The organism is Christiangramia sabulilitoris (assembly GCF_007050985.1).
GTDB lineage: Bacteria > Bacteroidota > Bacteroidia > Flavobacteriales > Flavobacteriaceae > Christiangramia > Christiangramia sabulilitoris.
In genome coordinates this window covers 1132728-1152346 of the sequence record NZ_VHSF01000001.1, presented here as the reverse complement: position 1 = coordinate 1152346, position 19619 = coordinate 1132728, and the positions used below count along the sequence as shown (strand labels likewise).

Below are 19619 nucleotides of genomic sequence, written 5' to 3'. Positions count from 1 at the left end.
AAAAGCCTGGTGTTTACGCCGGGCTTTTTTTATGGGAATTATTTTGGGCGAGAAGTTTATCCTGAGCGAGGAACGAGTCGAAGGGAGCCCAAGAGGAGGAGCTACAAAGTGAAAAGCCTGGTGCTTACGCCGGGCTTTTTTTATGGGTTTTACTTTGGGCGAGAAGTTTATCCTGAGCGAGGTACGAGTCGAAGGGAGCCCAAGAGGAGGAGCTACAAAGTGAAAAGCCTGGTATTTATGCCGGGCTTTTTTTATGCAATTAAGGTTTGAGCGTGAGGCTATGCTGAGCTATAAATTAAAAGGTGATTAGTAAAAAACCATGCATAGAGAACACCTGTAGGAAACATTATTAATTTTAACTTAATATATTGTTGATAATAAGGTTAAACTGGTAGTATTTATTTGTTAGCACTTTAAGCACACGCTTATAATCGTTTAGTTTTTGTCGACTTGATGGAAATAGTGTGCAGGGCTGCCCTCTCCGGCAGCCCTTTTTTATCATTTAAATGATACCTTAGGTTTAATGCTATGCTAACATTAACTTAACACTCCTTTTGTTTCTTTGCGGCCGACAAAAACTAAAAAAACGGTTGTAATGAAGAATACATTTTATTTCGTATTTGCTTTTCTTTTGATGTCTTTCAATATGTCTTCGCAGGAGATAAGCGATACTAAATTTGGAAAAGGCCTTATCAATTATACTGCAAAGGATAGCTCTTTTAGTGTAAAGTTTGCTCCCCGCATGCAGTTCAGATCTTATACTATTTTCGATTATGATGGTGAAGATTACGGGAATCCAGAACAGGCTTTCCTAATAAGAAGAGCCAGGTTAAAATTTGATGGCTGGGCACTTACCCCAAAATTAAAATATAAGATCGAGCTGGGATTATCTAACAATGATATTGGGGGAGCTAATCAGTTTACCGCGAATGCTCCTAGATATATTCTGGATGCTGTACTTAAGTGGAACTTCTATGAGAATTTTGAACTATGGGCCGGGCAAACTAAGCTTCCTGGGAACGTAGAGCGTGTAATTTCTTCAGGAAATCTTCAGTTTATAGATCGTTCTATCCTAAACAGCAGGTTCAATATAGACCGTGACATTGGATTGCAATTGCACCATAAGATCAATGTAGGTGAAAACTTTGTTATCAAGGAGAAGTTTGCACTTTCACAGGGAGAAGGTAGAAATATTACTGTAGGAAATCTGGGTGGAATGCAATACACCAGCAGACTGGAATTCTTACCTTTTGGTGAATTTAAGAAAAAAGGTGATTATTCAAATTCTGACCTGGAACGCGAACAAACACCTAAATTAATGGTTGGGGCAGTTTACGATTATAATGATAATGCTGTTAAAACTCGTAGTAACCAGGGTAGTTATATGATTCTTGATAATGGGGATATCTACGAGACAGATATCACTTCTATATTCGTAGACGCTGTTTTTAAATATAAAGGATTGTCTGTAATGACTGAATATGCAAACAGGGAAGCAGATGAACCACTGGCCAGACAACAGGGTGAATCTAATTTTGCTGAATATGTTGTAGCAGAAGGAGACGCGTTTAATTTCCAGGCAGGTTATTTATTTAAGAATAATTACGAGATTGCAGCAAGATATTCAATGAATGATTTCAACGAAATAACGAATTTACTAGACACAGAGCAGTATACTCTTGGTGCTTCTAAATATATTGTTGGACATAAATTGAAAATCCAGGCAGATCTTACCTACGCGAGACAGAACGAAATCAATGATTTCATCTCCTTTAGAGCAGGTTTTGACTTTCACTTTTAAAAAATAACAATTTGGTAACATTAGTTCCTTTTTTTGATTGGATACTTGCACCGCTTTATAAATAGACAAAATGGAAAATATTTATTTATTGATGTTAGTAGCATTAGTGGTTCTTGCCATCGCAGATTTGGTGGTTGGGGTTAGTAATGATGCAGTGAACTTTTTGAACTCAGCGATTGGTTCTAAAGCCATTTCTTTTAAAACTATTATGATCGTGGCCAGCCTGGGAATCTTTTTCGGGGCTGTTTTTTCCAGTGGAATGATGGAAGTAGCACGTAAAGGGATCTTTATGCCCGGCCAGTTCTACTTTGATGAGATCATGATCATTTTTATGGCCGTCATGATAACCGATATATTACTGTTGGATTTCTTTAATACCCTGGGGATGCCTACATCTACCACGGTATCTATTGTCTTCGAATTACTTGGGGCAGCGGTTGTAATGGCGCTTATCAAAATAAGTGCTTCAGATACGCAAACGCTTTCAAACCTGGCAGGATACATAAATACAGATAAAGCAACCGAAATTATTTCGGGAATATTCCTTTCTGTAATCATTGCCTTCACTATTGGTGCTCTGGTGCAGTGGTTGTCCAGACTGGTATTCTCTTTTGAGTATGAAAAGAAGATCAAAAACTTTGGAGCTTTATTTGGAGGGTTCTGTTTGACCGCTATTGGATATTTCATTTTCTTCAAAGGGCTAAAAGGAACTCCTTATTACGATAGTTTTAAAGATATTTTAGCGAGCCAGTGGATTACAGTGATTGGGGTAAGCTTTGTTTTCTGGACACTGTTCTCATGGTTGTTCATGAAGATATTTAAGAAAAGTATTCTTATCATAGTGATCGCGATAGGGACATTTGGTTTGGCCCTGGCATTCTCCGGGAATGACCTGGTGAACTTTATTGGGGTACCTATGGCAGCTTACCACTCTTATGAGGCATGGGTAGCTTCAGGGCAGGCGGCTTCTACTTTCTCTATGGAAGTTTTAAGAGAAAAAGTACCTGCAGAGCCAATTCTGTTATTCATTTCAGGTGGTATTATGGTATTAACCCTATGGTTCTCTAAAAAGGCAAGAACTGTAGCAGAGACTGAAATTGGCCTGTCCAGACAAGGTCATGGAACTGAGAAATTTGATCCTAACATGCTTTCCAGGGCCGTAGTGGCAGGAAGTACAAAACTTGCAGATACGCTAAGACTAATTCTTCCAACTGGAACTAAGAGAAAGATCAGTAAAAGCTTTTATAAGCCAGATGATATTCTTGTAGGTGATAAATCTGAAGAGCAGCCTGCTTTTGATATGATCAGGGCTTCCATCAACTTAACCGTTGCCGGGGTATTGATCTCTATCGCTACCTCTTATAAATTGCCATTATCTACTACCTATGTAACCTTTATGGTCGCGATGGGTACTTCACTTGCAGATAAAGCCTGGGGGAGAGAAAGTGCAGTTTACAGAGTTGCGGGTGTTCTTAATGTAATTGGAGGTTGGTTCTTCACCGCTTTTAGTGCATTCTCTGCAGCAGGTATTCTTACTTATATTATTTACCTAGGAAAAGGACCTGCAATAGCAATACTGCTTTTAGCTGCCATCGGACTTTTAGTAAGAAACTATGTTTCACATAAGAACAAATCGACTGCCAAGGCTGACAAATCCGGGCTTAAGAAGTCTGAAAGCAAAACAGTTCAGGGTATTATTGCTGAAAGTGCCGATAATATCTCCAACGTTGTTTCGAGGTCGAACAAAATTTACTCTGATGTTTTAACAGGTCTTGCCAAGCAGGATAAAAAGAAACTGAAGAAGAGTAAAAAAGGTGTGGATAAACTAGAGGCTGAGATCGAAGAACTGCGCGATCATATCTTCTTCTTCATCAAAAGTCTTGATGAGACCAGCGTGAGAGGAAGTAGTTTCTATATCGCTATTCTTGGTCACCTTACAGATATTGCTCAATCATTGGAATATATTTCTAAAAAGAGTCACAAGCATGTGAATAATAATCACAAGCCACTTAAATACAATCAAATTATCGATCTTAAAGAGGTAGATGATACTTTAAGTGAATTGCTTACAAAGATCGATAGAATTTTTACCGAAAGGAATTTTACTGAGATAAGTGATATTGTTGCATCTAAATCAAGAATGCTGCAATCTATCAATGATAAGATAGAATCGCAGGTTGCAAGAACAAGAACTGAAGAATCCAGTCCAAAGAATACAACTTTGTATTTTAACCTGTTACTTGAGACTAAGGAATTGATGAATGCGATCATGAATCTTATGGAGGAGTATAACTCCAGTTATAAAAAGGTATAATCATATTTAAACCTTCAAATTAAAAGCCACTCTGAGAAGAGGGGCTTTTCTATTTATTTCTTACCGGAAGTAAAAAGCTCTGATGGCCATTTCTGGAATTTAGTTATATTAATGACATAACTTATTCATATGATCAAAACCCTGAATAATATTCAGATAGAAATTTCCAAAGGGGATATCGCTGTACAGCCGGGCCTGGATGCGGTGGTAAACGCTGCAAACTCGATGCTGGCTCCCGGCGGTGGTGTTGCCGGTGCGATTCATAGCAAAGCCGGACCAGATTTATATAAGGAATGTAAAGATCTTGCACCTATTTTACCAGGTGAGGCGGTGATTACTAAAGCTTTTGGTCTGCCAAATAAATATATAATCCATTGCTTGGGTCCGGTCTATGGCAAAGATATTCCCGGGGACAAATTCCTGGCTGCCTGTTACCAAAACTCCATCAATCTGGCAGATAAGCATAAACTACAATCAATCGGTTTTCCGGCTATTTCCACAGGTATTTTTGGATATCCTCCTTTAGAAGCTATAGATGTTGTTTTTAATACAGTTTTAGGAGTATTGCCCCGAATTCAGCATCTCAAAAAGATTAAATTTGTGTTATTCAGCGATGAGGACTTTAATCTGTATAAATCAAAACTGGCCCAAATAAGTCCGGGCTAACCTAACTTATTTCAATGAATAATTTTTCTGCTACATATACAGACCAGTATCAACTGGCAATGGCCCAGGTTTATTTTAAAAAAGGACATAAAGATCATCAGGCTATCTTTGATTATTATTTCAGGGAACTTCCATATAACGGTGGGTATGCAGTATTTTCAGGGTTGGAATATCTTTTGGAGATACTTTCTAATATAAGATTTACAGATACAGATCTTGAGTTTTTAAAATCCCAGGCATTTGAAGATGATTTTTTGAAGTACCTGAAAGATTTCAAATTCAGGGGTTCGGTTTATTCCTCACAGGAAGGGGATATCATCTTTCCAACCAGGCCTGTTTTACAGGTTGAAGCGAATATTATTGAAGCGCAGATCATTGAAACCATTCTCCTGAATCTATTAAACTTTCAGACGCTTATTGCCACCAAGGCCAGCAGAATAAGGGAAGTGGCCGGACACGCCAGTTTGCTGGACTTTGGCCTTAGACGGGCCCAGGCGACAGGAGGCTATTTTGCCACCAGGGCGGCAATAGTGGGAGGATTTGATGGCACCAGTAATGTGCTTGCGGGCAAAGAATTTGGAATTCCTGTTTCAGGCACTATGGCACATTCCTATGTACAGAGCTATGATGATGAACTGGAGGCTTTCAGGGATTTCGCTGCGGGCAGACCTAAGGACTGTGTGTTACTGGTGGATACCTATAATACTCTAAAAAGCGGTGTCCCCAATGCTATTAAGGTGGCCAAGGAAATGGAAGAAAGGGGAGAACGGCTTTTAGCCATCAGGCTGGATAGTGGTGACCTTTCTTATTTTTCTAAACAAAGCCGGAAATTACTTGATGAAGCAGGCCTGGATTATGTAAAGATCGCTGCTTCAAATCAGCTGGATGAATATGTAATCAAAAGTCTTCTGGAACAGCAATCGCCCATTGATATTTTTGGCGTTGGCACTAACCTGGTGACCGGAGACCCCGATGGAGCCCTTGACGGTGTTTATAAGCTGGCATATTCCAATGGTAAACCCAGGATTAAGATATCTGAAAGCATAGTTAAGATAACGCTCCCGCATAAAAAGCAGGTATTCAGAATAAAAGATGATAACGGGAAATGTATTGGAGCAGATGCCATAGCTCTTTCTAACCAGGAAAGGGTGATGCAGATGTTCCACCCTTTTGAACCCTATAAATCCATGGAACTTTCTAAATTCCACCAGGAACCACTTTTGCAAAAAGTGATGGAAAACGGGGAGATGCTCATTAACAAACGTAGTCTGCAGGATATTTCAGCTTATTCCCGGGAACGACTATCAGAACTACCTTTGGAATACAAGCGATTTAACAATCCGCATATATATAAAATTGGTATTAGTGGGGCGTTAAGGGACGAACGGGAAAAACTGATCACAACCTATAAAGAGAAATTAAAATGAATGCCTTAATAATAATCGATGTTCAAAATGATTTTATGCCCGGTGGTTCACTGGCCGTGCCAAAAGGGGACGAGGTCCTGCCGGTGATCAATACCTTGCAGGATAAATTCGACCTGGTGCTGGCAACTCAGGACTGGCATCCGGAACGCCACGCCAGTTTTTCAACCTCACATGAAAGGGCAAAGGAATTTGATGTAATTAAGATTGAAGGCCTGGACCAGGTTCTGTGGCCGGAACATTGTATACAAAATACCCAGGGAGCAGAATTCCACCAAAACCTGGAAACAGCGAAAATCGAAGCCATATTCAGAAAGGGAACCAACCCTAATATCGATAGCTACAGTGGTTTTTATGATAATGCTCACCTCAAATCCACTGGGCTCGGAGGTTACCTGAAAGATAAGCAGGTCGGGAAACTTTTTTTCTGTGGCCTTGCTGCTGAATATTGTGTTTACTTTTCTATACTGGACGCTATTAGTGAAGGTTTTGACGCCACTTTGATTGAAGATGCCACCAGGGCACTCAATGCGAACGATTTCGAAAAGGCAAAAATAGATATCCTTAGAAAAGGAGGAAAGGTGATAAGTTCCGGGGAATTAAAATTCTAGAAATTGAGATAATAGATGTACCCGATATTGAACCAGAGTACAAAATCATTGAACTTGTTCTGTGGACGCTGCACATCAAGTCCTTCAATCTTATCTGAATCATAATAAATCGCCCTGGCTTCCAGCTGCAGATCGTTGAATCTTCCCAGGCGGTATCTCACCCCGCCCATTCCCTGAATTGCAAAAGTATTCCCGGGTTCAAGAAATAGTCCATCTTCAAACGTATTAAACAAAACTTTGGGATTGTCCAGCGGTCCCAGGTCTGAGTACGCGCCCGGTCTAAAATGAACAAAGTTCACCCCAAGCCCTATAAACGGAGCAAATAAAACCCCAAAATCCCGGGCTTCCTTTATTCCGAAGAAGTGATATTCCAGGGTTAGACCACCCTGGTATAATTCAGTATTTCCGTGCATGGCTCTCAACTGGGCACCGCCTTCAGTGTTTTTTGAGGCAACCGGGCCAAAATGATCCAGCTTGGAACGCATATAATCTATCTCAGATCGTATCCTGAAATGTTTGGTGAAAAAAAGTGCGGTAGGGCGGCAACTACATTCAGGTTTAAAGGCAAAGTTCATATAGTGTACCAGTCCAATTCCAAATCCCTCATTTTCCAGGTTGTTTCGAACGTTCCACCTTTCACCATAATCTGTAAAAAAACCGGCCGGACCGGTAATGACTCCAAGTTCGTGAGAAATATTCAGCTGAGCCTGTGTTCTACCCGGGCAAAGCGAGAGTGCAAGCAGAATAAAAATAAATGCCCTGGTATAAATCATGAGTATTGCCTAGTAGTATCAACAAATATAGCAAAACTACAATAACGAAATTTCTAATGGCATTAGTATTCCGGGGGACTTTTAAGATAAAAGTTAATTTTATATCAAATGATAAAATGAAAGTTTTAATCCTTAGAGAATATTTATATTTGCGGCAGTATTTGGATAAAATATTTATAATTTAATAATAGTGCCAGTCATTATGGAAGAAAACATCAAAAAGTTCCTGGATAAAGTATCAGCCAGAAATCAAAATGAGCCGGAATTTATGCAAGCGGTTCATGAAGTAGCTGAGACGGTGATTCCTTTTATCGAAAAAAATAAAAAATACCAGAACAAAATGCTTCTGGAAAGAATGGTGGAGCCGGAGAGAGTCGTGATGTTCAGAGTGCCGTGGTTGGATGATAAGGGAGATATCCAGGTAAACAGAGGTTTCCGGATACAAATGAATTCAGCAATTGGACCATATAAAGGAGGTTTGCGTTTTCATCCTTCAGTAAACCTTAGTATTCTTAAATTCCTCGCTTTTGAGCAGGTGTTTAAAAACAGTCTTACAACCCTGCCTATGGGTGGTGGTAAAGGAGGATCAGACTTTGATCCAAAAGGAAAATCAGATAATGAGGTGATGAAATTTTGCCAGAGTTTCATGACCGAACTTCAAAGACATATTGGTGCTAACTGTGATGTGCCAGCCGGTGACATTGGAGTAGGTGGCCGTGAGATAGGTTATTTATTCGGGCAGTATAAAAGAATCCAGAATGAATTTACCGGTATTCTCACCGGGAAAGGACTTTCTTATGGTGGTTCCTTGATAAGACCTGAAGCTACAGGTTATGGGAATGTATATTTTGCCCAGAATATGCTGAAGACAAGAAATGAAAAACTTAAAGGGAAGACTGTGGTAATTTCCGGAGCAGGGAATGTAGCGCAGTACGCTGCTGAAAAAGCTACTGAACTGGGTGCGAAAATCGTGACCATGTCAGACTCTGGTGGTTTCATTTATGATAAAGATGGGATTGATGCAGAAAAACTTCAATTCATCATGGAGTTGAAAAATGAGAAAAGAGGACGAATCAGCGAGTATGTTGATGAATATCCTTCAGCAGAATATCACGAAGGTAAAACTCCGTGGGGAATTAAATGTGATGTAGCGCTTCCTTGTGCTACTCAAAACGAGCTGCATAAAGAAGACGCCAGGACGTTGGTTGATAATGGATGTATTTGCGTGGGCGAGGGAGCCAATATGCCATGTACTCCAGAAGCAATTGAGATCTTCCATAAGGAAAAAATATTATTCTCTCCGGGGAAAGCTTCCAATGCTGGTGGTGTTGCCACTTCAGGTTTAGAAATGTCGCAGAACTCAATGAGATATAACTGGACAGCTGAAGAAGTTGATAAAAAGCTTCATGAGATCATGAACGATATTCATGAAAAATGTGTGGAGTATGGTAAAGATGAAGATGGTTATATAGACTACGTGAAGGGAGCCAATATTGCAGGTTTCGTAAAAGTGGCAGATGCAATGCTGGCGCAGGGAGTAGTATAACTCACTATTTCAAGATAACGGAGAGGCCGTTTAATAAGTCAAGAAAACGTCGTCCTGGTTTTATTTCAGGATATTAATAATTGAAGATCTAATTCAATTAAAAGCTGAAACTCCCGATGCGTCGGGGCAGCTTGACGAAAAAAGGCTTTTTAAACGGTCTCTTTTTTTATAAATTCACGTCAAATTTTCTGAATGCTCATTCAAACCAAAGCAATAATAATTAGCGCTTTAAAGTATGCTGAGGCAGATCTTATTGTCAAGGCATATACTCTTTCAGATGGGTTGTGTACCTATATGCTAAAGGGGGTTTTGAAGTCTAAAAAAGGGAAATTTAAAGCGTCAATGTTCCAGAGTCTTACGCAGCTAGACATTGTTGCCAATCATCGTGGCGGCGGAAAGATGGAATATCTCAAGGAAGCTCGGGTTATTGGGAATTACCAGACCTTGCACACGCATCCCGTGAAGCAGGCAATGAGCATGTTCCTGGCTGAAATGCTGCGGAATACCATTCAGGAAGAAGAAAGCAATGAGCCGCTTTTTCAATATCTCGAGTATAGCCTTGGCGTTCTTGATACCTCAGAACGTATCGCAAATTTTCATTTATTGTTTTTGTTGAATCTTACCAGGTATTTGGGTTTTCAACCAGAGACAGAATGGAGAGACCTGCCTGTTTTCAATTTACTGGACGGGGTGTTCCAGGAAATTTCAACGAATGATTACTGTATAGAAGGTAAAAATGTAGATTTGCTGAAAAGTCTCTTGGGCACTGATTTTGATGCCTTAGCTAACATAAAATTGAATCAGACTTCACGCAATGATTTTCTCAATATGCTGCTTTTGTACTATAGTCTGCATATTGAAGGTTTTCGCAAACCAAAATCTTTAAGCGTTTTAAATGAAATTTTCGGTTAAATGCGATTAACACTACTTTTCTTATTTACTTTAATTTTCAATTTTTCTTCAGCACAGGAAATTACCGTTCTGGATAATAGTACCGGGCAGCCGGTAAAGGAGGTAGCGATTTACAATAAGGACAGATCTGTATCTATTATTACCGGTGAATCCGGGAAAGCAGATATTTCAGATTTTTCAGATACTGAGGTGATCATTTTTAGCTCGCCATATTATCTGGAAGCTTACCGCAGAAAACGGGAAATCGTTAATAACAGCAATATCGTGTTGTTGCATTCAAGTGAAAATCAACTTGACCAGGTAACCCTTTCTGTAGCCAGGTTTAAATTGAAAAAAAATGAGATCCCCCAGAAAATAGTAAGTATTTCCCCTTCAGAAATCAAAATGGTGAGTCCGCAAACCTCTGCAGATTTACTGGAAAGTACCGGGCAGGTTTTTGTGCAAAAGAGCCAATTGGGAGGCGGAAGCCCCATGATAAGAGGATTCTCAACAAACAGACTGCTTTTAACCGTGGATGGGGTTCGTATGAATTCTGCTATTTTCAGAAGCGGAAACTTGCAAAATGTCATTTCTGTAGATCCTCTTATGGTTGAGAGTGCCGAGGTTATCCTTGGTCCGGGTTCTGTGATTTATGGAAGTGATGCTATTGGAGGCGTCTTGAATTTCTTTACCCTGAAGCCGAATTTCAGTTTTAAGGAAGGTGCCTCTGTTTCAGGAAATATTTATACCCGGTTCTCTACCGCGAATAATGAAAATACGGTCCATGCAGATGTGAATATCGGTCGGGAAAACTGGGCTTTCAGGTCTGGGCTTACCTATTCGGATTTTGGTGATCTCAAAATGGGAGAGCATGGTCCGGATGATTACCTTCGAAGGGAATATACGGTTCAGGAAAATGGGGTGGATGTGATGGTAAGGAATGAGGATCCGCTGGTTCAAAAACCTACGGGTTATGAACAAATAAATCTGCTTCAGAAAATAAAATATATGCCCTCCAAAGACTGGGATTTTAATCTTGGTATTATCTATTCAGAGACCTCAGATTTTCCGCGTTATGACAGACTTTACCGCAAGCGGGATGGAGTGTTTCGCGCTGCCGAGTGGTACTATGGTCCCCAGAAATGGTTCTTTGGAAGTTTCAATATCAATCACAGAAGTGATTCTCAAATTTATGACCGGGTACAGTTCACCGCGGCATATCAAAATTTTGGCGAAAGCAGGAATGACCGGAATTTTGGAGAGAATATACTTTTTACCACCGAAGAAAATGTAGATGCCTGGTCTGGTAACCTTGATTTTGAGAAAGATTTTGGTAATAGTAAACTGTTTTACGGGTTAGAATATGTGTTGAATAAAGTTTCTTCAGAGGGAAGATTTCGCGATATCCAAACCTTAGACACAGGGGAAACTGCCAGCAGGTATCCCGATGCTTCCATGTGGCAATCCATGGCCTTTTATTCCAGTTATCAATGGAAGTTGAGGGAAGATCTATCCTTGCAATCGGGTTTCAGGTATAATTATATTTTAATAGATGCAGATTTCTCTCACCGCTTCTATGATTTTCCCTTTGAAAATGCAGATATCAATACCGGTGCTTTAACGGGAAGCCTGGGTATAAACTGGAGGCAAAATGATTTTGTGGGCTGGAGACTTGGCCTTTCAACCGCATTTCGTGCTCCAAATATCGATGATATAGGGAAGATATTTGATTCCGAACCTGGATCTGTAGTAGTTCCTAATCCAAATCTTAGATCTGAATATGCCTACAATGCTGAACTTGGAGCCGACTTCAATTTCAACGAAAATATTCGCCTGGCCCTTACAGGGTATTATACTTACCTGGAAAATGCCATGGTACGCCGTGATTTTAATTTAAACGGAGAAACAGAAATTGAATATCAGGGAGAGCTAAGCCGGGTACAGGCTATTCAGAACGTGGCCAATGCCTATGTTTATGGGGTTGAAGCTGGTTTGGAAGTAGATTTTTCTGTTGCGCTCAGGTTAAAGTCCCAATTCAGTTATACCCATGGGGAAGAAAATGAAGGTGGAGAGTATGTGCCTTTGAGACATGCTGCCCCTTTATTTGGAAATACCCATTTGATCTGGAATAAAAGAAGATTGAAATTTGATCTTTTTGCTGAATATAACGGGCAGTTCGATTTTGAGGATCTTGCGCCCGGAGAACAGGATAAAGCTTACCTGTATGCCCTGGATGAGAATGGGAATCCTTACTCGCCGGCATGGTATACCTTGAATCTAACCGGGCAGTATGAATTGAATGCTAACTGGCTCGCTACCGCTTCCATAGAAAATATTACAGATCAGCGCTACCGCACCTATTCATCGGGTATTGCCTCTGCCGGGAGAAATCTAATCCTGGCGCTTTCCTATACCTTTTAACCTGGTATTTTTAAAATGTGTTAATCTCCAGGGGATTAAGGATTCCTGTCAGAATTAATCCACATGTATTTTAGCTTAGAATAATATCATCTTTTGTTTAAAATCCTTATTTTCGCACATCATTTGAAAAATGGATAAAATGAGCAAAAAATTCCCTGAATACAAAGGTCTTGACCTGCCTAAAGTGGCAGAAGAAATCCTAAATTATTGGGAAGAGAATGATATTTTCGACAAGAGCGTATCTACCCGCGAAGGAAAAGAACCTTATATATTTTTTGAAGGTCCTCCTTCAGCAAATGGTTTGCCGGGAATTCATCATGTGATGGCTCGTTCTATCAAAGATATTTTTTGCCGTTATAAGACTCAAAAAGGATTTCAGGTTAAACGAAAAGCAGGGTGGGATACTCATGGTCTTCCTATCGAGCTTGGAGTGGAAAAAGAACTTGGAATCACTAAGGAAGATATTGGAACCAAAATAAGCGTTGAAAAATATAACGAAGCCTGCAAAAATGCGGTGATGCGTTATACCGATGTCTGGAATGACCTTACCAAAAAGATGGGTTATTGGGTAGATATGGAAGATCCATACATTACCTATAAGTCCAAATATATGGAAACAGTCTGGTGGCTGCTTTCTGAGATCTATAAAAAGGATCTTATCTATAAAGGCTACACCATTCAGCCTTATTCACCAAAAGCGGGAACAGGTTTGAGCTCCCATGAGCTTAACCAGCCCGGCACTTATCAGGACGTAACCGATACCACGGTGACGGCAATGTTCAAAGTAAAAGAAGATACACTTCCTGATTTTCTAAAGGAAATTCCGAATTTGTATTTTATTGCATGGACCACAACTCCATGGACCCTGCCTTCGAATACCGCATTAACCGTTGGTCCTAAGATCGACTACGTTGCAGTAAGAACCTACAATCAATATACCTTCGAGCCGGTTAGTATTATCGTGGCGAAGGAGCTTGCTGAAAAGCAATTCGATAAGAAATTCAGAAAAGCAGAATCTGAAGAAGATCTGAATTCCTATTCAAAAGAGGACAAGAAGATCCCTTATTTAATTGGAGAAAGTTTTCCCGGAAAAGATCTTGTTGGGATCAAATATGAGCAATTACTGCCGTATGCCCAGCCAAATGATAATCCTGAAAACGCCTTCAGAATAATTTCCGGAGATTTTGTAACTACAGAAGATGGTACCGGTATCGTGCATACCGCGCCAACCTTTGGTGCAGACGATGCCCTGGTGGCCAAACAGGCAACTCCTGAAGTGCCGCCACTCCTGGTTAAAGATGAGAATGGAAATTTAGTTCCTCTTGTAGATCTTCAGGGAAAGTTCAGACCAGAAATGGGTGAACTGGCCGGGAAGTATGTGAAGAATGAATATTATGACGAAGGACAGGCTCCGGAGAAATCTGTAGATGTTGAGATCGCCATTAAATTAAAAGAAGAGAACAGGGCCTTTAAAGTGGAAAAATATGTTCACAGCTACCCAAATTGCTGGAGAACAGATAAGCCTGTATTATATTATCCATTGGATTCATGGTTTATTAAAGTGACCGAATTCAAGGACAGAATGCATGAGCTAAACCAGACCATTAACTGGAAACCAAAATCTACCGGTGAGGGGCGTTTTGGAAACTGGCTGGCAAATGCCAATGACTGGAACCTAAGCCGTAGCCGGTACTGGGGAATCCCATTACCAATTTGGAGAACCGAAGATGGAGTAGAAGTAAAGGTAATTGGTTCTGTAGCTCAGCTTAAGGAAGAAATGGCGAAAGCCGTTGAGGCAGGAGTTCTTGAGAAAGATATTTTCGAAGACTTTGAGCCGGGTAATATGAGCGAGGAGAACTACGAAAAGGTAGATCTTCATAAGAATGTGGTAGATGGTATTACCCTTGTTTCAGATTCTGGTAAACCGATGAAACGTGAGGCAGACCTTATTGATGTTTGGTTTGATTCCGGTTCTATGCCATATTCGCAATGGCATTATCCTTTCGAGAACAAGGAAAAAGTAGAAGATAAATGGCGTAAAGCCGATTTTATAGCAGAAGGGGTAGACCAGACACGTGGCTGGTTCTATACTTTACATGCTATCGCAACTATGATCTTTGATGATGTTGCATACAAAAATGTGGTTTCTAATGGACTGGTACTGGACAAGAAAGGTCAGAAAATGTCCAAGCGCCTGGGGAATGCGGTAGACCCGTTCGAGACCCTTGCAGCCTTTGGACCAGATGCTACGCGCTGGTACATGATTTCCAATGCGAATCCTTGGGATAATTTAAAATTCGATATAGAGGGAATTGGAGAGGTTCAGCGTAAATTCTTCGGAACCTTATACAATACTTATTCATTCTTTACGCTATATGCTAATATCGATGAATTCAGTTATGCTGAAGATGATGTAGCTTTAGAGCAAAGACCCGAAATAGACCGGTGGATACTTTCAGAATTGCATACGCTTATTGATAAAGTAGATAAGTTCTATGCCGATTATGAGCCAACTAAAGCGACCAGGGCAATTTCAGAATTCGTTCAGGAGAACCTTAGTAACTGGTTTGTTAGATTAAGCAGGAGAAGATTCTGGAAGGGAGATTATGAGCAGGATAAGATCTCTGCTTATCAAACTCTTTATACCTGCCTGGAGACGGTTGCGAAATTAGGAGCTCCGGTAGCGCCGTTCTTTATGGATAGGTTATTTAAAGACCTGAATACGGCCACAGGTAGAGATTCATCAGAATCTGTGCATATCGCTGATTTCCCGGTTTATGAACCAAAATTTGTTGATAAATCTTTGGAAAGGAAGATGGAGAAAGCTCAAACCATCTCTTCTTTAGTGCTTTCACTGCGTAAAAAGGAGATGATCAAAGTGCGTCAGCCATTGCAAAGAATAATGATACCGGTACTTGACGAAACTCAGAAAAAAGAGATCGAAGCAGTGGAAGATTTGATCAAATCTGAAGTAAATGTTAAGGAAATCCAAATAATTGATGATGCTTCCGGCCTGCTAGTGAAGCAGATAAAGCCTAATTTTAGAGTTTTAGGACCTAGATTTGGAAAAGATATAAAGCTGATTGTCAGTAAGATAGGTCAGTTTGGCGCAGAAGAAATTTCTGAAATTGAACGCAAAGGGGAAATAGAGATAGAAATAAACAAAAATTTTGTTAAATTGTCTCTTGAAGAAGTGGAGATATCCTCTCAGGATATTGAAGGATGGTTAGTTGCCAGTAATGGTGGCTTAACAGTAGCACTGGACGTTAGTATCAGTCCGGAGTTGAAAAAGGAAGGTGTTGCTAGGGAATTGGTGAACAGGATCCAGAACCTCCGAAAGGATTCAGGCTACGAAGTGACTGATACAATAGATGTTACCCTACAAAAGGACGGTATAATCGAGGATGCCGTTAACGATAATATAACTTATATTAAAAACGAAACATTAACTGCAACACTCGAATTTGCAGAGGTGGTAGATGAAGGTGCTGAAGTCGAATTTGATGAAGTTGCCACCAAATTGTTTATTAAAAAACATTAGCCATGTCTACAGATGTAAAAGAACGTTACAGTGATGCCGATCTGGCAGAGTTTAAGGCTCTGATCAAAAAGAAGATCGAGAAAGCGCAGGAACAACTTGAGCTCTATCAAAATGCTTACAAGAATGATGGAAATAATGGTACAGATGATACCTCTCCAACATTTAAAGCTTTTGAAGAAGGAAGTGAGACAATGAGTAAAGAAGCGAATTCCCAGCTGGCTATTCGTCAGGAAAAGTTTATCAGAGATCTTAAGAATGCGTTGATGCGCATCGAGAATAAGACTTATGGTATATGCAGAGTTACCGGGAAGCTTATCGCTAAAGAAAGATTACTCCTTGTTCCGCATGCAACTCTTAGCATTGAGGCTAAGAACATGCAGCGCTAACCTGTAAATTTTAAGAATTTAAAAACGTCCGGATAATTACGTCCGGACGTTTTACTTTTATTGGCAAAGATGGTGAAGACGTTGCTTTTGATTAGTTTGCTTTTTAGTTCGGTAGTTTTTTCGCAGAAAGATACAGCTGAGGTTATAGACGCTTCAGAGATTCAAAATATCCAGATAGAGACAGATGAGGTTTATCTTATCAGGATAATTTCTACCAATACCAGCCATATAAAAATAAGGACCCATTCTGAGGGAGAATATTTTAACCGGATTATTGTAAATTCAGAAATAGCCGGAAATATCCTGACGATCTCTACTCAATACCCTGAAGAACTTAGAGGCGGCTATGATAAATTGAGTGCACATAAGGTTTTTTCACTGGAAATTGAAATGGAGGTTCCTTCGGGATTACAGGTAAATGTTCAATCTAATATAGCTTCACTGCACTGCTCAGGGAAATTCGAATCCATCTTTGCTGAATTAAAACAGGGTTACTGCAAACTTCTTGAATTTACCGGGAGTGCCGTGGTTAATACATTCTCGGGTTATATTCACGTAGAAACTTCAACAGGAATGATCGAGGCCAGCAGTAGAAATGGCCGCGTGGATATTCCTGAATTTCTACCTGGTCGAAATCCGTTAAAACTCGCCAGTATAGACGGCAACATTATGGTGCGAAAAACTAAATAATATTAGTATTTTTGACCCGTTTTCAAACAAAAAAGATCCATGTCCCTTAAAAAAGCAGGAATACTTATCATTTTGGTCCTTTTAATAGATCAAATTTCCAAGTTATATATTAAAACTAATTTTGCCTTAGGGGAAGAAATCGAGGTTTTTGACTGGTTCAGAATTCTTTTTGTAGAGAACGAAGGTATGGCCTGGGGTACTAAAATACCTGGGGAATACGGGAAATTAGCCTTAACCCTTTTTCGTCTTATTGCCATTGTGGGTATTGGATACTGGTTATGGGATTCAGTGAAAAAAGGAGGTTCAAGGATTCTTATAATCTCTATTGCCCTGATCTTTGCCGGAGCTTTTGGTAACATTATAGATTCGGTTTTCTATGGAATTATCTTCAACGACAGTTACGGGCAGGTAGCGAGCTTTTTACCGAAAGGTGGAGGCTACAGTTCTCTTTTCCATGGGAAGGTCGTAGACATGCTTTATTTCCCTCTTTGGAAGGGCTATTTACCCGAGTGGATCCCGTTCTGGGGTGGAAAATATTTCACTTTCTTTGAACCGGTCTTTAATATTGCAGATTCTGCAATAAGCGTTGGAGTGGCTATGTTGTTATTGTTCAACAAAAGAGCATTCCCAAAAGAGAAAAAGTCTGAAAATTAAGATTTAAGCGGCAGTTTTTTCAAAGATCTTTTCGAACTTTTTAAGTTCTATTGGTTTTATAAGGTAGTCGGTGACCAGGTTAAAAGATTTGGCTCTCTCAAGATCACGAGGATCTATAGAGGAACTCACCACGTAAAGAGTGATCTTTTTATTCAGGCTGTTCTTGATCTTTATAAATTCATTTAGGAATTCCCAGCCATCCATAACTGGCATATTAAGGTCCAGAAAGATAATGTCTGGCAGCTTATCTTCATCGGTGACATTTTCCATAATGTCCTTGAAATAATCTAAAGCCTCTTTCCCGTTCTTGTAAATGAGAAGGTTCTCTGAAAGTTTTTTGATCTCAATGATCTTCTTAACTAAGTTCACGTATATCTTATCATCATCGATGATACACGCTAGTTCTACTTTTTGCCCCATTGTAATAGAATCTAGAATTTGATTTTAAATGTTGTACCTATATTTAAGGTACTGCTAACAGATATAGTACCCCCAAGGGCCTCTACCTGGTTTTTCGTTATAAACAAGCCAATTCCTTTTGCCTCGGGATTACTGGGATGAAAGGTTTTATACATGCCAAACATCTTTTCACCATATTCATCGAGGTCTATACCCATACCATTGTCGCTGACTTCTAAGTATTCTTTGTCGTTCTCGACGTAGGTCTGTATAAAAATGACTGGTTTTCGCCCCGGCTGTTTATACCGGATAGCGTTCGTGATTAAATTTAGTAAAATACTTTCAAGATACTCAGGGATATAGCGAATTTCTTTCAAGTCTTGAAATTCAGCGACGATTTTTGCATTTTCTCGATTAATCAGTGAAGAAATTGATGCTAGAACAACCTCAAGGGCAGTTTCAAACTTAATTGTAACCGGTTCTTTCTTCAATGATGTCTGGATACTTACAATATCATTCAGTCTGGAAATAGCAGAATCAAGGTTGTCTGAAACATCCTCCACATTTGCCAGCAGATCGAGTTTGTCACGATCTGTTTTCGATTCCCGTAGCAGTTCAACAATGAGGCTAAGATTGCTGCTATGAGATCGCAGGTGATGAGACACTATATGGGCAAAGTTGAATAATCTCGAATTTTGTGTGGCGATAATATCCAGTGAGTTCTGCAGGTTAAGCTCATTGTTTTTGTTCTCATCGATATTTTGAAGAACACCTCTTATTCCTACAACTTCCTGTTCGTCATTATAGACCGGTTTCCCTGTAAGTCTTACCCAAAATTCCCGATGCTGAAAAGAGACCATTTTAAGTTCCAGTTTAAAAGGAATTCCGAAGTTTTCGCACTTGTCAAAAGCATTCCGCATCCGGTTGTGGTGCTCCTTGGCATAGAATTTCATACGGTCTTTATATGCCGGCTGGAAATCGCGGGGGCATTCAACGATCTTCAGAGACACATCATCCCAGTAGATATTCTTATTTACGGTATCCACATACCAGCCTCCGGTAGAGGTCATCTCTGCAGTTTCCCGGTAATAGAAAAAATTCTCTTCTATCGTGTATTGATCACGCTTGGTTTGATGGATATTTACGAATAGCAGAACGGCCGTTTCACGAAACTCGGTATCGCGGGTTTTTTGGTTCTTACATTCGAACCAGCGGTACTTGCCATTCTCGAGCTTTAATTTTATCTCAAAACTAAACGGCTCATTTTCCTTGATAAGCTTTTCGAAATGTATTCTGAAATCGTAGCGGTAATCTGGATGCAGGATATGATTTATAAAAAACTCGAACCTGTCTTCTTCAATCTCGGGTTGGCCTACCAGTATGTTGAAATGGTTAGACCAAACGATATCCTTGGAAAAAAGATTAATTTTCCAGTAGGCAATGTCAAAGTCTTCCAGTATACTGTTTAACTGCAGATCGTTAAGCATCAAAGAGATTTGTTC

The 19619-nt window shown here is 39.9% G+C and carries 15 protein-coding genes; 12 read left to right on the top strand and 3 right to left on the bottom strand.

The window, feature by feature from the left end:
- The first annotated feature begins 595 nt into the window (after positions 1-595).
- The 5 genes from FGM01_RS05200 to pncA all read left to right on the top strand — a co-directional run bounded on the left by FGM01_RS05200 (position 596) and on the right by pncA (position 6816).
- A complete protein-coding gene (locus tag FGM01_RS05200) occupies positions 596-1801 on the top strand; it encodes a porin (protein WP_143410059.1) in 1206 nt (401 codons plus the stop codon).
- Positions 1802-1871: 70 nt separating this feature from the next.
- Positions 1872-4115, top strand: a complete 2244-nt coding sequence (locus FGM01_RS05195) for an inorganic phosphate transporter (RefSeq protein WP_143410058.1) — start codon at positions 1872-1874, stop codon at positions 4113-4115.
- Positions 4116-4244: 129 nt separating this feature from the next.
- Positions 4245-4781: a macro domain-containing protein gene (locus FGM01_RS05190; protein WP_143410057.1), complete on the top strand. Its 537-nt coding sequence runs from the start codon at positions 4245-4247 to the stop codon at positions 4779-4781.
- A 14-nt stretch (positions 4782-4795) separates the two neighbouring features.
- Entirely contained in the window at positions 4796-6208 is a 1413-nt protein-coding gene (locus tag FGM01_RS05185) for a nicotinate phosphoribosyltransferase (protein ID WP_143410056.1), read from the top strand.
- Positions 6205-6816, top strand: a complete 612-nt coding sequence (pncA, locus tag FGM01_RS05180) for a bifunctional nicotinamidase/pyrazinamidase (RefSeq protein WP_143410055.1) — start codon at positions 6205-6207, stop codon at positions 6814-6816. Before FGM01_RS05185 ends, pncA begins: the two co-directional genes overlap by 4 nt.
- On the opposite strand, the gene FGM01_RS05175 is transcribed toward pncA, so the two are convergent.
- Entirely contained in the window at positions 6813-7589 is a 777-nt protein-coding gene (locus FGM01_RS05175; protein ID WP_143410054.1) for a THC0290_0291 family protein, read from the bottom strand. The two genes, pncA and FGM01_RS05175, sit on opposite strands and share 4 nt — an antisense overlap.
- Positions 7590-7791: 202 nt before the next feature.
- On the opposite strand from FGM01_RS05175, the gene gdhA reads away from it, so the two are divergent.
- The 7 genes from gdhA to FGM01_RS05140 all read left to right on the top strand — a co-directional run bounded on the left by gdhA (position 7792) and on the right by FGM01_RS05140 (position 17718).
- Positions 7792-9135: an NADP-specific glutamate dehydrogenase gene (gene gdhA / locus FGM01_RS05170; RefSeq protein ID WP_143410053.1), complete on the top strand. Its 1344-nt coding sequence runs from the start codon at positions 7792-7794 to the stop codon at positions 9133-9135.
- Between the two features lie 192 nt (positions 9136-9327).
- Positions 9328-10047, top strand: coding sequence for a DNA repair protein RecO (gene recO / locus FGM01_RS05165; protein WP_143410052.1), 720 nt, complete (start codon positions 9328-9330; stop codon positions 10045-10047).
- Positions 10048-12447 carry a TonB-dependent receptor plug domain-containing protein gene (locus FGM01_RS05160; protein ID WP_143410051.1) on the top strand — a complete coding sequence of 800 codons (2400 nt, stop codon included), beginning with the start codon at positions 10048-10050 and terminating at the stop codon, positions 12445-12447.
- A gap of 139 nt (positions 12448-12586) precedes the next feature.
- Complete coding sequence (gene ileS / locus FGM01_RS05155) at positions 12587-15988, top strand: isoleucine--tRNA ligase (RefSeq protein ID WP_143410050.1); 3402 nt, start codon at positions 12587-12589, stop codon at positions 15986-15988.
- Between the two features lie 2 nt (positions 15989-15990).
- Positions 15991-16374, top strand: coding sequence for a TraR/DksA family transcriptional regulator (locus FGM01_RS05150; RefSeq protein ID WP_143410049.1), 384 nt, complete (start codon positions 15991-15993; stop codon positions 16372-16374).
- A gap of 69 nt (positions 16375-16443) precedes the next feature.
- Positions 16444-17064 (top strand): DUF4097 family beta strand repeat-containing protein, encoded by a 621-nt coding sequence (locus tag FGM01_RS05145; RefSeq protein ID WP_143410048.1) that lies wholly within the window; start codon positions 16444-16446, stop codon positions 17062-17064.
- Positions 17065-17103: 39 nt separating this feature from the next.
- Entirely contained in the window at positions 17104-17718 is a 615-nt protein-coding gene (locus FGM01_RS05140) for a lipoprotein signal peptidase (RefSeq protein WP_143410047.1), read from the top strand.
- Between the two features lie 3 nt (positions 17719-17721).
- On the opposite strand, the gene FGM01_RS05135 is transcribed toward FGM01_RS05140, so the two are convergent.
- Both FGM01_RS05135 and FGM01_RS05130 read right to left on the bottom strand, forming a co-directional pair.
- Positions 17722-18138: a response regulator gene (locus FGM01_RS05135; protein WP_143410046.1), complete on the bottom strand. Its 417-nt coding sequence runs from the start codon at positions 18136-18138 to the stop codon at positions 17722-17724.
- Positions 18139-18149: 11 nt separating this feature from the next.
- Positions 18150-19604: a sensor histidine kinase gene (locus tag FGM01_RS05130; protein ID WP_143410045.1), complete on the bottom strand. Its 1455-nt coding sequence runs from the start codon at positions 19602-19604 to the stop codon at positions 18150-18152.
- Positions 19605-19619 lie beyond the last annotated feature (15 nt).

Excerpts from the sequence above, each read along its gene's own strand:
- gdhA (WP_143410053.1), top strand. The coding sequence starts at position 7,792 with ATGGAAGAAAACATCAAAAAGTTCCTGGATAAAGTATCAGCCAGAAAT.
- FGM01_RS05150 (WP_143410049.1), top strand. The coding sequence starts at position 15,991 with ATGTCTACAGATGTAAAAGAACGTTACAGTGATGCCGATCTGGCAGAG.
- FGM01_RS05135 (WP_143410046.1), bottom strand. The coding sequence starts at position 18,138 with ATGGGGCAAAAAGTAGAACTAGCGTGTATCATCGATGATGATAAGATA.
- FGM01_RS05175 (WP_143410054.1), bottom strand. The coding sequence starts at position 7,589 with ATGATTTATACCAGGGCATTTATTTTTATTCTGCTTGCACTCTCGCTT.
- ileS (WP_143410050.1), top strand. The coding sequence starts at position 12,587 with ATGAGCAAAAAATTCCCTGAATACAAAGGTCTTGACCTGCCTAAAGTG.
- FGM01_RS05185 (WP_143410056.1), top strand. The coding sequence starts at position 4,796 with ATGAATAATTTTTCTGCTACATATACAGACCAGTATCAACTGGCAATG.
- FGM01_RS05130 (WP_143410045.1), bottom strand. The coding sequence starts at position 19,604 with ATGCTTAACGATCTGCAGTTAAACAGTATACTGGAAGACTTTGACATT.
- FGM01_RS05190 (WP_143410057.1), top strand. The coding sequence starts at position 4,245 with ATGATCAAAACCCTGAATAATATTCAGATAGAAATTTCCAAAGGGGAT.
- FGM01_RS05195 (WP_143410058.1), top strand. The coding sequence starts at position 1,872 with ATGGAAAATATTTATTTATTGATGTTAGTAGCATTAGTGGTTCTTGCC.
- FGM01_RS05145 (WP_143410048.1), top strand. The coding sequence starts at position 16,444 with ATGGTGAAGACGTTGCTTTTGATTAGTTTGCTTTTTAGTTCGGTAGTT.
- pncA (WP_143410055.1), top strand. The coding sequence starts at position 6,205 with ATGAATGCCTTAATAATAATCGATGTTCAAAATGATTTTATGCCCGGT.
- FGM01_RS05200 (WP_143410059.1), top strand. The coding sequence starts at position 596 with ATGAAGAATACATTTTATTTCGTATTTGCTTTTCTTTTGATGTCTTTC.
- recO (WP_143410052.1), top strand. The coding sequence starts at position 9,328 with ATGCTCATTCAAACCAAAGCAATAATAATTAGCGCTTTAAAGTATGCT.
- FGM01_RS05160 (WP_143410051.1), top strand. The coding sequence starts at position 10,048 with ATGCGATTAACACTACTTTTCTTATTTACTTTAATTTTCAATTTTTCT.
- FGM01_RS05140 (WP_143410047.1), top strand. The coding sequence starts at position 17,104 with ATGTCCCTTAAAAAAGCAGGAATACTTATCATTTTGGTCCTTTTAATA.